We start from the raw sequence: 12,877 nt of genomic DNA on the forward strand, positions 1-12,877 counted from the left end.
TACGATTTACTATAGTGTTTATGCCGTGAGAGGAGGTTAGGAATGAATCGTATCTTCCGTAATACCATCTTTTATTTACTGATATTCCTAGTAGTAATTGGAATCGTGAGCTATTTTAATGGTTCGACACAAAAAACGACATCAGTTAGCTACGATAAATTCATTACTAAACTAGAAAAAGGTGAAGTGCGTAATGTGCAACTTCAACCGAAAAATGGTGTATTTGAGGTAAAAGGACAATTTAACAACTCTAGCCAAGGAGAACAATTTGTTACTTATGCACCAAATACTGAGGAATTACAAAAGAAAATTAATGACAAAGCGCAAGGTGCTGAAGTTAAGTATCAACCAGCAGAAGAAACAAGTGCTTGGGTAACGTTCTTTACTTCTATCATTCCGTTCGTCATTATCTTCATTTTATTCTTCTTCTTATTAAACCAGGCTCAGGGCGGCGGTAGCCGTGTTATGAACTTCGGGAAAAGTAAGGCGAAGTTATATAATGACGAAAAGAAAAAAGTTCGTTTCAGAGATGTTGCTGGAGCGGATGAAGAGAAACAAGAGCTTGTTGAGGTAGTTGAATTCTTGAAAGATCCTCGTAAGTTCGCTGAAGTTGGTGCCCGTATTCCGAAGGGTGTTCTATTAGTAGGACCTCCAGGTACAGGTAAAACTTTACTAGCACGTGCCGTTGCAGGTGAGGCAGGCGTTCCATTCTTCTCTATCAGTGGTTCTGATTTCGTAGAGATGTTCGTCGGTGTCGGTGCATCACGTGTACGTGATTTATTCGAAAATGCAAAGAAAAATGCTCCTTGTATCATTTTCATTGATGAAATTGATGCGGTAGGACGTCAACGTGGCGCAGGTCTTGGTGGTGGCCATGATGAGCGTGAGCAAACGTTGAACCAATTACTTGTTGAAATGGATGGATTCGGTGCAAACGAAGGTATTATTATCATCGCTGCAACAAACCGTCCTGATATTCTTGATCCAGCGTTATTACGTCCAGGTCGTTTTGACCGTCAAATTACAGTAGATCGTCCAGATGTAAATGGCCGTGAAGCTGTGCTGAAAGTACATGCTCGTAATAAACCGCTTGATGATCATATAAACTTAAGAGCAATTGCAACTCGTACACCAGGGTTCTCTGGTGCGGATCTTGAAAACTTATTAAACGAAGCTGCTTTAGTGGCTGCGCGTCAAGATAAGAAGAAAATTGATATGAGTGACATTGATGAAGCAACGGATCGTGTTATTGCAGGTCCAGCTAAGAAAAGTCGTGTTATCTCTGAAAAAGAACGTAATATCGTTGCATTCCATGAAGCTGGCCATACTGTAATTGGTGTTGTCCTTGATGAAGCAGATATCGTTCATAAAGTAACAATTGTCCCTCGTGGTCAAGCTGGTGGATATGCAGTAATGCTTCCGAAAGAAGATCGTTACTTCATGACAAAACCAGAGTTACTTGATAAAATCACTGGTTTACTTGGTGGTCGAGTAGCTGAAGAGATTGTGTTTGGTGAAGCAAGTACAGGTGCTCACAACGACTTCCAACGTGCGACTGGTATTGCAAGACGTATGGTTACGGAATTCGGTATGAGTGATAAGCTTGGACCGATGCAATTCGGTAGCTCACAAGGTGGTCAAGTGTTCTTAGGAAGAGACTTCCATTCAGAACAAAACTACAGTGATGCAATTGCACATGAAATCGATGTGGAAATGCAAACTATTATAAAAGAATGTTATGCTCGCGCGAAACAAATTCTTACTGAAAAACGTGATAAGCTAGATATTATTGCGAAAACGTTACTTGAAGTAGAAACGTTAGATGCAGAGCAAATCAATCATTTATATGATTACGGCAGATTGCCAGAGCGTCCAACATCTTCAGATGATGTGAAAGTAAACATCAATATGAAGAAGGACGATGAAGAATCAGAAGATAAGTAAGAGATGAAGGAGTGACGATGGTCACTCCTTTTTTTATTTGTGGAACGAAATGAAGTAGAAAAAAATTTAAGTAAATCTGGTATTAAAAATTGAAATAGAGCGTAATCTTTTTGTAAAATGATGAGGATAGAAAAGCTGATTATATAAGTATGTGTGATATGATGTTTTTATAAGTTTTATACATACTGCACAAATATAGATTAAATAAGATAAGTGGTGAGAATATGATTTTTGTATTGGATGTAGGGAACACAAATGCTGTGCTAGGCGTGTTTGAAGAGGGGGAACTTCGTCAACATTGGCGCATGGAAACAGATCGTCATAAGACAGAAGATGAATATGGAATGCTTGTAAAGCAGTTGCTTGAGCATGAAGGTCTTTCGTTTGAAGATGTGAAAGGTATTATCGTGTCTTCAGTCGTACCACCAATTATGTTTGCATTAGAGCGCATGTGTGAAAAGTATTTTAAAATTAAACCGCTTGTAGTAGGTCCTGGAATAAAAACGGGGCTAAATATTAAATATGAAAATCCACGTGAAGTAGGCGCGGACCGAATTGTAAATGCGGTAGCAGGAATCCACTTGTATGGAAGTCCGCTTATTATTGTCGATTTCGGTACGGCTACTACATATTGTTATATTAACGAAGAAAAGCATTATATGGGTGGAGTTATTACGCCGGGAATTATGATTTCAGCAGAGGCTTTATATAGTAGAGCGGCAAAACTTCCTCGTATTGAAATTACAAAACCAAGCAGTGTTGTTGGAAAGAATACGGTAAGTGCAATGCAATCTGGTATTCTTTATGGTTATGTTGGACAAGTGGAAGGTATTGTTAAGCGTATGAAAGAGGAAGCTAAACAAGAACCGAAAGTTATTGCAACAGGTGGATTGGCGAAATTAATTTCAGAAGAATCGAATGTAATTGACGTTGTAGATCCATTTTTAACATTAAAAGGTTTGTATATGTTATACGAGCGTAATACAAATTTACAGCATGAGAAAGGTGAATAAATGAGTATGAAAGATTATTTAGTAAAAGCGTTAGCATTTGATGGAGAAGTGCGTGCATATAGTGTGCGTACTACAAACACAGTAAGTGAGGCGCAAAGACGTCATGATACATGGAGAACAGCTTCGGCGGCACTTGGTCGTTCTTTAACTGCAGGTACAATGATGGGCGCGATGTTAAAAGGTGACCAAAAGTTAACGATTAAGGTAGAAGGTAATGGTCCGATTGGTCCTATCTTAGTAGATGCTCATGCAAATGGGGATGTACGTGGTTATGTAACGAATCCACATGTTGATTTTGAAGGAACGGAACAAGGGAAATTACGTGTATATCAAGCGGTAGGTACTGAGGGATTTGTAACAGTAATTAAAGATATTGGTATGCGTGAGCCGTTTATTGGTCAATCTCCAATTGTTTCAGGAGAATTAGGGGAAGACTTCACGTATTATTTTGCAGTTTCTGAGCAAACACCTTCTTCTGTAGGAGTTGGCGTTCTTGTAAATGGAGATGACAGCGTATTAGCGGCAGGTGGATTTATCCTTCAAATTATGCCAGGTGCACAGGAAGAAACAATTTCATTCATTGAAGATCGTTTGCAGAAGATTCCTCCTGTATCAACGTTAATTGAACAAGGGCTTTCTCCAGAAGAGTTACTGTATGCAGTTCTTGGAGAAGATAAAGTGAAAGTGTTAGAAACGATGGATGTTCAATTTAATTGCACATGCTCACGCGAACGTATTGAGAGTGTGTTAATTAGTTTAGGTAAAACAGAGTTAGAGCAAATTCGCGAAGAAGAAGAAGAAGAGACAGAAGTTCATTGTCATTTCTGTAATGAGCGATACAAGTTCTCTAAAGAAGATATTACAAATTTAATTGAGAGTTTGTAATAAGGGAAGTGAGGGAATCCACCCTCTAAATAGATTGACAAACAGGGAATTTTCTGACAAAATCTAAATATAGATAAAACCAATAAAAATACTCGGTGTTAGGAGTGACAGGAATGCGAGTGGCACAATCAGTTTCAGAATTAATCGGGAAAACGCCGATCGTTAAGTTGAACCGCATCGTAGAATCAAACAGCGCAGATATATACTTAAAATTAGAATTTATGAATCCAGGGAGCAGTGTTAAAGATCGTATTGCATTAGCTATGATTGAAGATGCTGAAAAAAAAGGATTATTAAAAGAAGGCGATACAATCATTGAGCCAACAAGTGGTAACACAGGAATTGGTTTAGCGATGGTAGCGGCCGCTAAAGGATATAAGGCAATTTTAGTAATGCCAGAAACAATGAGTATTGAGCGTCGTAATTTATTACGTGCTTACGGTGCGGAATTAGTATTGACTCCAGGGCCTGAAGGAATGGGTGGAGCGATTCGTCAAGCGACTGAATTAGCAAAAGAGCATGGCTACTTTATACCACAACAGTTCAAAAACCAATCGAATCCAGAAATTCATCGTTTAACAACAGGGCCAGAAATTGTTGAACAAATGGGTGACCAATTAGATGCGTTTATTGCAGGTATTGGTACAGGTGGAACGATTACTGGTGCTGGTGAAGTGTTGAAGGAAGCGTATAAAGATATTAAAATTTATGCAGTAGAACCTGCGGATTCACCAGTACTATCTGGTGGGAAACCGGGTCCACATAAAATCCAAGGAATCGGTGCGGGATTCATCCCAGAGACATTGGATGTAGAGGTATATGATGAAATTATTCAAGTAAAAGCAGAGCAAGCATTTGAATATGCAAGAAGAGCGGCTAAAGAGGAAGGTATTTTAGTGGGTATCTCTTCTGGAGCAGTTATTTATGCAGCAACAGAAATTGCGAAAAAGTTAGGTAAAGGGAAAAAGGTACTTGTTATTATCCCAAGTAACGGTGAACGTTATTTAAGTACACCGCTTTATCAATTTGAGTCTTAATTATATGTGATTGAAAAAGCATCCTTGAAAAGGATGCTTTTTCTTTTTGGATTGGAAATAGGAAAAGAGTGAATGACTAGAAAACTTCATGTAAAATAAGAGGTAGTATAATTAATTTATTTTCACTAGCCTTCGAGTATAACCACTTTATATATATAACGAATGTAGTTTGAGGTGGTTAATCTAAGAGGGTGGGATAAAAGAAGACGGGGTGTTGATATGCAACGAAGAAAATCTTTAGCGCTTTCTATTCCATATCAGTTAGATTTCTTTAAGCAGTATAAATTTCTTTCTAAGGATAAACCGCAACATATTTTGTTAGAGAGTGGACGTGGCGGTCGTTATAACATTGTGGGGTTGAACCCAGTAGCGGTAATCCGAGGGAAGGGTGAAACGTTACATATAAGCGAAAGTGGTAAGGAAACAATAAAACAAGGAAACCCATTAGATTTAATGCAGGAATATATGGAGCGATGGAAAACGGACTATAATCCGGAATACCCTCCATTTCAAGGTGGTGCAATTGGTTACTTTAGTTATGATTGCATCCGTTATATTGAAAAACTCCCTTCCCATGCGGAGGATGACATTAATATACCTGATATATTCTTTTTATTATTTGATGATGTGTTTGTTTATGATCAAAAAGAAAAAGTATTATGGATTATTACACATTATGTAGATAAGCATGAAGAGGCAAAAGAGCGATTAAATGAATGGAAGATTCTTTGGGCGACAGAAGCGACAGAAGTGAATATACCTTTTGCATGCCCTGAAGAGAAAAGTGAAACAGTTGCTTTTACAGAAGAAAGTTTTATGAAGGCAGTTGAATGTATTCAAGAATATATTGGGGCTGGTGATGTGTTCCAAGTAAACTTGTCGACAAGGCAAGAAAGAACGTTACAAACACACCCACTAGAAATCTATACAAGTCTTCGTGAGATTAATCCATCTCCATATATGGGTTACTTGGAGCTCGGGGATTTTCAAATTGTTAGTGGATCGCCAGAGTTGCTAATTAAGAAAGAGGGAACCGAAGTAAGTACAAGACCGATTGCTGGAACGAGATCTAGAGGGGCGAATGAGCAAGAGGATGAAGAATTAGCAAAAGAGTTAATTGAGAACGAAAAAGAAAGAGCAGAGCACGTCATGCTTGTGGATTTAGAACGAAATGATTTAGGGCGTGTTTGTAAATATGGCACTGTAGAAGTAGATGAATTTATGGTAATTGAGAAATACTCACATGTTATGCATATTGTTTCTAATGTGCGTGGTGAGGTGGAAGAAGATAAAGATGCTTTTGATTTAGTGAAGGCTGTATTCCCTGGGGGAACAATTACTGGTGCCCCGAAAATACGTACGATGGAAATTATTGAAGAATTAGAACCTGTTCGCCGAGGGATTTACACAGGTTCAATCGGGTGGATCGGTTATTCTGGAGATACAGAATTGAATATTGTAATTAGAACACTGCTTGCTAAAGATGGAAAAGCGCATGTACAAGCAGGAGCGGGAATTGTAATTGATTCGAATCCGGAAAATGAATATAAAGAGTCGTTAAAAAAGGCGATTGCTTTATGGCGTGCAAAAGAACGTAGCGAAGAAACGGTTAGGTGAGAGAAATGATATTAATGATTGATAATTATGATTCTTTTACATTTAATTTAGTGCAGTTTCTTGGAGAACTTGGACAAGAGCTTGTTGTTAAACGTAACGATGAAGTGACTATTTCAGATATTGAGAATATGAAACCAGACTTTTTAATGATTTCGCCAGGTCCGTGTAGTCCTAATGAAGCAGGTATTAGTATGGAGGTTATTCAATACTTTGCTGGAAAGATTCCGATTTTTGGGGTTTGTCTTGGACATCAATCCATTGCACAAGTGTTTGGCGGAGAGGTTATACGTGCGGAGCGCTTAATGCATGGGAAAACGTCGCTTATGCATCATGACGGAAAGACGATTTTTTCGGATATCCCTAATCCGTTTACTGCGACACGTTATCATTCCCTTATCGTTAAGAAAGAGACGTTACCTGATTGCTTAGAGGTAACATCTTGGACAGAAGAAGGGGAAATTATGGCGCTCCGTCATACAACATTACCGATTGAAGGTGTACAGTTCCATCCAGAATCAATTATGACTTCCCACGGGAAAGAGTTGTTGCAGAATTTCATTCGTAAATACAGCCCAAGTGTGACATCGTGTTAATTTACGTAAATGGTGAGTATGTAGAAGCAAGTGAAGCGAGAATTTCTCCTTATGATCATGGTTATTTATATGGTCTTGGAGTTTTTGAGACATTTCGTATTTATAATGGTCATCCTTTCTTATTGGATGATCATTATGACCGTTTAATAGATGCACTGGATACATTGCAAATTAAATGGACAATGACGAAAGATGAAGTACTGCTTATTTTGAAGAATTTACTCGTTAAGAATGAATTAGAGCATGCATATGTACGCTTTAATGTATCAGCGGGTATAGATGAAATTGGATTGCAAACGGAATTGTATGAAGAGCCGTCTGTTATTGTTTTTATAAAACCTTTAGCAGCCCCCGAAGATGTAGTGGAAAAAGAAGGGGTTGTTTTAAAACAAGTGCGAAATACACCAGAGGGTGCGTCTCGCTTAAAGTCTCATCATTATTTAAATAACATTTTAGGAAAACGTGAAATTGGAAATGTTGTGAATAAGGAAGGTATTTTCCTTACTGAAACAGGTTATGTTGCAGAGGGTATTGTTTCGAATCTCTTTTTCGTGAAAGGTGATATTTTGTATACACCTTCGCTAAAAACAGGGATTTTAAATGGTATCACTCGTGCGTTTATTATAAAGGTTGCTGAAGAGCTGGGCATCGAAGTGAAGGAAGGTTTCTTTACAAAAGATGAATTACTTTCAGCTGATGAAGTCTTCGTAACAAACTCGATTCAAGAAATTGTCCCGCTTTATCATATAGAGGGACGAGATTTCCCGGGTAAAGTAGGTATGGTTACAAAAAGGTTTATGAGTCTTTATGAAATGCAGAGAGAGAAATTGTGGAGCAGAAATGAATTGCGAAGAGGAGATGTGTAGTTTGAAGTGGGATTATGATTTGCGCTGCGGCGAATATACATTGAACTTAAATGAAAAAACTTTAATTATGGGGATTTTAAATGTAACACCAGATTCTTTTTCTGATGGTGGGAGTTACAACGAGGTAGAGGCTGCGGTGCGCCATGCGAAAGAAATGCGAGATGAAGGTGCTCATATTATTGATATCGGCGGTGAATCTACTCGCCCGGGTTTTGCTAAAGTATCGGTGGAAGAAGAAATAAAGCGAGTTGTTCCGATGATTCAGGCGGTTGCAAAAGAAGTGGAATTGCCTATTTCTATCGACACGTATAAAGCTGAAGTTGCAAAACAAGCAATCGAAGCTGGCGCTCATATTATTAATGACGTTTGGGGAGCGAAGGCGGAACCAAAAATCGCTGAAGTTGCAGCTCATTATGATGTACCTATTATCTTGATGCATAATCGCGATAACATGAATTACCGCAATTTAATGGCTGATATGATTGCTGATTTATATGAAAGCATCAAAATTGCTAAAGATGCTGGCGTGCGAGATGAGAATATCATTTTAGACCCAGGCATCGGTTTTGCTAAAACACCTGAACAAAATTTAGAAGCGATGCGTAATTTAGAACAGTTAAACGTACTGGGTTATCCAGTTCTCTTAGGTACTTCAAGAAAGTCCTTTATTGGACATGTGTTAGATTTACCGGTAGAGGAACGTCTTGAGGGAACAGGAGCTACCGTTTGTCTCGGCATTGAAAAGGGTTGTGAGTTTGTTCGTGTTCATGATGTGAAGGAAATGGCACGTATGGCTAAGATGATGGATGCGATGATTGGTAAGGGGGTAAAGTAATTGGATAAAATTTATGTTCATGATATGGAGTTTTACGGTTATCATGGTGTATTCCCAGAGGAAAATAAATTGGGTCAGAGATTTAAAGTGGACTTAACGGTGGAGTTGGATTTGAAACAGGCAGGAGAAAGTGATGACTTAGAGCATTCTGTCAATTATGGAGAGCTTTTCGAGTTATGTAGAAAAGTTGTTGAAGATAGAACGTATAAGCTTGTAGAGAGTATCGCTGAAAATATTGCTGCAGATATATTAAAACAATATGAGAGTATTTTCCGTTGTACAATTAAAGTAATTAAACCAGATCCGCCGATACCTGGGCATTATCGTGCTGTAGCAGTGGAAATTACGAGAGAACGTCCATGAATAATATAGCTTACATTGCATTAGGTTCAAATATCGGAGAACGTTATACGTATTTAACTGAAGCGATTCAGTTTTTAAACAAAAACCCGTATATCCAAGTTAACGATATTTCATCTGTATATGAAACAGAGCCAGTTGGCTATACTGACCAAAGTTGCTTTTTAAATTTAGTTATAAAAATTTCTACCAATTTATCACCGCAAGAATTATTGAAAATCACACAAAGAGTAGAGAATGATTTAGGAAGAAAAAGGGAAATTAGATGGGGGCCGAGGACCATCGACCTTGACATTTTACTATATAATCAAGAAAATATTGAAGCAGAGAATCTTATTGTTCCGCATCCGCGGATGTTCGAAAGAGCTTTTGTTATCGTTCCGTTGTTAGAGATTAATCAAGATATAAAACAAAACATTTCACGTTCACAAGTAGAAGAAATGAAAAGGCGAGAGGGAGTAACGGTATGGAAGCAGAAAAATGGGGAAGACGCATTCGTGCTTTTCGAAAGCTAAAAGGTTATACACAAGAAGGTTTTGCGAAAGAGTTAGGGGTATCTGTATCTGTTTTAGGTGAAGTTGAGAGAGGGAATCGATCGCCTTCCCAAGATTTTGTAGTGGAAGTTGCTAAGGCATTAAAGGTTTCAGTGGAGGAATTAATGCCGAAGTGACTATGAAGGAAGGAGTAAGTCGAGTGTTAAAGATTGCAAATATTGAGATGAAAAACCCGGTTGTATTAGCACCGATGGCGGGAGTGTGTAACTCTGCATTCCGTTTAACAGTAAAAGAATTTGGTGCAGGTTTAGTTTGTGCTGAAATGGTAAGTGATAAAGCGATATTACTTAATAACAAAAGAACATTAGATATGTTATATATTGATGAAAGAGAAAAGCCATTAAGTTTACAAATTTTTGGTGGAGAGAAAGAAACTCTTGTAGATGCTGCGAAATACGTAGATAAATATACGACAGCAGACATTATTGATATTAATATGGGTTGCCCAGTACCGAAAATCATTAAGTGTGACGCGGGAGCAAAGTGGCTTTTAGACCCAAATAAAATATATGAAATGGTAGCGGCAGTTGTAGATGCTGTTGAAAAGCCGGTTACAGTTAAGATGCGTATTGGTTGGGATGCAGATCATATTTTTGCAATTGAGAATGCAAAAGCTGTTGAGCGTGCTGGCGGACAAGCGGTAGCGGTTCATGGACGTACACGAGTACAAATGTATGAAGGGAAAGCGGATTGGGATATTATTAAACAAGTAAAGCAAGCTGTAAATATCCCGGTTATCGGAAATGGTGATGTCGAAACGCCACAAGATGCAAAGCGTATGCTTGATGAAATTGGTGTAGACGGTGTTATGATTGGTCGCGCTGCCCTTGGGGACCCGTGGATGATTTATCGTACGGTAAAGTATTTGGAAACAGGTGAATTAATGCCGGAACCGACAGTGCGTGAGAAAATTGACGTATGTATGTTGCATCTAGATCGTCTTATCGATTTAAAGAACGAAAATGTCGCTGTAAGAGAGATGAGAAAGCATGCAGCTTGGTATTTAAAGGGTGTTCGTGGTAATGCAACTGTACGTAATGGTATCAATGCTTGTAATACGCGTGAGGACCTTGCGAATGTATTAGGTGCATTTGTAGAAGAAGTAGAAGCGAAACAACAAACAATTCACGTTGGTTAATAATAGATAGGGAAGATTGACATTCTTCTATACACTTCCTATAATTACGTGAAAGAAAGAAGAACTGCCAGCTAGTTGCTGGCAGTTTTTCTAGTTGAGTAGAAAATGCTATACTGTATATATTGTAAAAATTAATAGAGCTGGAGTGATATCAATACCATGGATAACATGAACCACGAAGAATTAAACGACCAATTGCTTGTTCGTCGTGAAAAGTTACATAACTTACGTGAGCAAGGAATCGATCCGTTTGGTAAACGATTTGAACGTACAAATGCAACAAATGACTTATTAAGCTTATATGGAGAGTTCTCTAAAGAAGAATTAGAAGAGAAAGAAATCTCTGTTTCTATCGCTGGTCGTATTATGACAAAACGCGGTAAAGGAAAAGCTGGATTTGCACATATTCAAGATTTACATGGACAAGTTCAAATTTATGTTCGTAAAGATGCTGTTGGAGATGAAGAGTACGAATTATTTAAAACAGCAGATTTAGGTGATTTAGTAGGTATTGAAGGTAAAGTGTTCAAAACGAACGTTGGAGAACTTTCGGTGAAGGCAACGGGCTTTACACTATTAACGAAATCTCTTCGTCCATTACCGGATAAATATCATGGATTAAAAGATGTTGAACAACGCTACCGTCAACGTTACTTAGACTTAATCACAAGTATGGAAAGCCGTGAAACATTCGTTACTCGCAGTAAAATCATTCGTGAAATGAGAAGATACTTAGATGACAATGGTTATCTTGAAGTGGAAACACCTATGATGCATGCAATTGCAGGTGGAGCTTCTGCGCGTCCTTTCATTACGCACCATAATGCGTTAGATATGGAATTATACATGCGTATCGCAATTGAACTTCATTTAAAACGCCTTATTGTGGGTGGATTAGAAAAAGTTTATGAAATCGGTCGTGTATTCCGTAATGAGGGTGTATCAACTCGTCATAATCCAGAGTTTACAATGATTGAATTATATGAAGCGTATGCTGATTATAAAGATATTATGAAACTAACAGAAAATATGGTTGCGCATATTGCGAAGCAAGTACTAGGTACAACAACAATCCAATATGGTGATTATGAAATTAATCTAGAACCAGAATGGACACGTCTTCATATGGTAGATGCAATCAAGGAACATTCTGGAGCAGATTTCTGGAATCCAATGAGTGTAGAAGAAGCGCGTGAACTTGCAAAAGAACATAATGTAGGTATTAAGGATACGATGGAAGTTGGTCATATTATAAACGAATTCTTCGAACAAAAAGTAGAAGATAAATTAATTCAACCAACATTTATTTACGGTCATCCAGTAGAAATTTCGCCACTTGCGAAAAAGAATGACGAAGATCCACGATTCACAGATCGTTTCGAATTATTTATCGTTGCACGTGAACATGCAAATGCATTCACTGAGCTAAATGATCCGATTGATCAAAAAGAACGCTTTGAAGCGCAATTAAAAGAGCGCGAACAAGGTAATGATGAAGCTCACATGATGGATGATGATTATATTGAAGCTCTTGAGTACGGTATGCCTCCTACAGGTGGGCTAGGAATTGGTATTGATCGTCTTGTTATGTTGTTAACGAATGCACCATCTATTCGTGATGTATTATTATTCCCTGCTATGCGTCATAAACAAGACTAAGCTTTGGAGATTTCTCCAAAGCTTTTTTTATTTGAGTATGAGATACGTAGGGATAGTAGCTCTTGATGGTGCGAGAAATTATATTTATATAGAAGAAATGTGCTGTTTTTATACTTTTTTACTAAGTTAAAAATTTTATTAGAAAAACTATTGCATTTTAATAATCAAACTGGTATATTTATATTCGTTGCCACGAAAGGTAACAAGTAAAACAAACGAAAAACAACTTATTGAAAAAAGTTGTTGACGAAAATATAACGAAATGTTATATTAATAAAGTCGCTTCTGAGCGGCAGATGAGTTCTTTGAAAACTGAACGAAACAAACAACGTGAAACGTCAATTTTTATTTTTAGATGCTAGACAAACTAACTTTA

Annotated in this window: 13 protein-coding genes; all 13 read left to right on the plus strand. The window is 37.9% G+C overall.

Annotated elements, in window-relative coordinates:
• Nucleotides 1-42: 42 nt before the first annotated feature.
• Nucleotides 43-1,944 carry an ATP-dependent zinc metalloprotease FtsH gene (gene ftsH, locus RBB48_RS26800; RefSeq protein ID WP_001079657.1) on the plus strand — a complete coding sequence of 634 codons (1,902 nt, stop codon included), beginning with the start codon at nucleotides 43-45 and terminating at the stop codon, nucleotides 1,942-1,944.
• Nucleotides 1,945-2,168: 224 nt separating this feature from the next.
• Complete coding sequence (locus RBB48_RS26805; RefSeq protein ID WP_306008378.1) at nucleotides 2,169-2,957, plus strand: type III pantothenate kinase; 789 nt, start codon at nucleotides 2,169-2,171, stop codon at nucleotides 2,955-2,957.
• Between the two features lie 6 nt (nucleotides 2,958-2,963).
• Nucleotides 2,964-3,842: a redox-regulated molecular chaperone HslO gene (hslO, locus tag RBB48_RS26810; RefSeq protein ID WP_098204274.1), complete on the plus strand. Its 879-nt coding sequence runs from the start codon at nucleotides 2,964-2,966 to the stop codon at nucleotides 3,840-3,842.
• 113 nt (nucleotides 3,843-3,955) lie between these two features.
• Nucleotides 3,956-4,879 (plus strand): cysteine synthase A, encoded by a 924-nt coding sequence (cysK, locus tag RBB48_RS26815; protein WP_306008379.1) that lies wholly within the window; start codon nucleotides 3,956-3,958, stop codon nucleotides 4,877-4,879.
• Between the two features lie 219 nt (nucleotides 4,880-5,098).
• Nucleotides 5,099-6,496: an aminodeoxychorismate synthase component I gene (gene pabB, locus RBB48_RS26820; protein WP_098082708.1), complete on the plus strand. Its 1,398-nt coding sequence runs from the start codon at nucleotides 5,099-5,101 to the stop codon at nucleotides 6,494-6,496.
• Between the two features lie 5 nt (nucleotides 6,497-6,501).
• Nucleotides 6,502-7,089 carry an aminodeoxychorismate/anthranilate synthase component II gene (pabA, locus tag RBB48_RS26825; protein WP_000602298.1) on the plus strand — a complete coding sequence of 196 codons (588 nt, stop codon included), beginning with the start codon at nucleotides 6,502-6,504 and terminating at the stop codon, nucleotides 7,087-7,089.
• The gene (gene pabC, locus RBB48_RS26830; protein ID WP_097891828.1) at nucleotides 7,083-7,955 is read left to right on the plus strand and encodes an aminodeoxychorismate lyase; all 873 of its coding nucleotides are present in this window, start codon (nucleotides 7,083-7,085) and stop codon (nucleotides 7,953-7,955) included. Before pabA ends, pabC begins: the two co-directional genes overlap by 7 nt.
• Nucleotides 7,930-8,790, plus strand: coding sequence for a dihydropteroate synthase (gene folP / locus RBB48_RS26835; protein ID WP_048542168.1), 861 nt, complete (start codon nucleotides 7,930-7,932; stop codon nucleotides 8,788-8,790). The genes pabC and folP overlap by 26 nt, the downstream gene beginning before the upstream one ends.
• A complete protein-coding gene (gene folB / locus RBB48_RS26840) occupies nucleotides 8,791-9,153 on the plus strand; it encodes a dihydroneopterin aldolase (RefSeq protein WP_000358076.1) in 363 nt (120 codons plus the stop codon).
• Nucleotides 9,150-9,665 carry a 2-amino-4-hydroxy-6-hydroxymethyldihydropteridine diphosphokinase gene (gene folK, locus RBB48_RS26845; RefSeq protein WP_001059453.1) on the plus strand — a complete coding sequence of 172 codons (516 nt, stop codon included), beginning with the start codon at nucleotides 9,150-9,152 and terminating at the stop codon, nucleotides 9,663-9,665. The genes folB and folK overlap by 4 nt, the downstream gene beginning before the upstream one ends.
• Nucleotides 9,617-9,820, plus strand: coding sequence for a helix-turn-helix domain-containing protein (locus RBB48_RS26850; RefSeq protein ID WP_000387029.1), 204 nt, complete (start codon nucleotides 9,617-9,619; stop codon nucleotides 9,818-9,820). Before folK ends, RBB48_RS26850 begins: the two co-directional genes overlap by 49 nt.
• A 23-nt stretch (nucleotides 9,821-9,843) precedes the next feature.
• On the plus strand, nucleotides 9,844-10,842 hold the full coding sequence (dusB, locus tag RBB48_RS26855) for a tRNA dihydrouridine synthase DusB (protein ID WP_000912237.1): 999 nt from the start codon (nucleotides 9,844-9,846) through the stop codon (nucleotides 10,840-10,842).
• 159 nt (nucleotides 10,843-11,001) lie between these two features.
• Nucleotides 11,002-12,501, plus strand: coding sequence for a lysine--tRNA ligase (gene lysS, locus RBB48_RS26860; protein ID WP_000369672.1), 1,500 nt, complete (start codon nucleotides 11,002-11,004; stop codon nucleotides 12,499-12,501).
• The last annotated feature ends 376 nt before the right edge of the window (nucleotides 12,502-12,877 follow it).

The sequence above is a fragment of the Bacillus sp. MMSF_3353 genome (genome assembly GCF_030733445.1).
GTDB classification, from domain to species: Bacteria; Bacillota; Bacilli; order Bacillales; family Bacillaceae_G; genus Bacillus_A; species Bacillus_A wiedmannii.

Bases quoted from the DNA above. Each gene is read 5' to 3' on its own strand.
- ftsH (WP_001079657.1), top strand. From the start codon at position 43: ATGAATCGTATCTTCCGTAATACCATCTTTTATTTACTGATATTCCTA.
- RBB48_RS26805 (WP_306008378.1), top strand. From the start codon at position 2,169: ATGATTTTTGTATTGGATGTAGGGAACACAAATGCTGTGCTAGGCGTG.
- hslO (WP_098204274.1), top strand. From the start codon at position 2,964: ATGAAAGATTATTTAGTAAAAGCGTTAGCATTTGATGGAGAAGTGCGT.
- cysK (WP_306008379.1), top strand. From the start codon at position 3,956: ATGCGAGTGGCACAATCAGTTTCAGAATTAATCGGGAAAACGCCGATC.
- pabB (WP_098082708.1), top strand. From the start codon at position 5,099: ATGCAACGAAGAAAATCTTTAGCGCTTTCTATTCCATATCAGTTAGAT.
- pabA (WP_000602298.1), top strand. From the start codon at position 6,502: ATGATATTAATGATTGATAATTATGATTCTTTTACATTTAATTTAGTG.
- folP (WP_048542168.1), top strand. From the start codon at position 7,930: ATGAATTGCGAAGAGGAGATGTGTAGTTTGAAGTGGGATTATGATTTG.
- folK (WP_001059453.1), top strand. From the start codon at position 9,150: ATGAATAATATAGCTTACATTGCATTAGGTTCAAATATCGGAGAACGT.
- RBB48_RS26850 (WP_000387029.1), top strand. From the start codon at position 9,617: ATGGAAGCAGAAAAATGGGGAAGACGCATTCGTGCTTTTCGAAAGCTA.
- lysS (WP_000369672.1), top strand. From the start codon at position 11,002: ATGGATAACATGAACCACGAAGAATTAAACGACCAATTGCTTGTTCGT.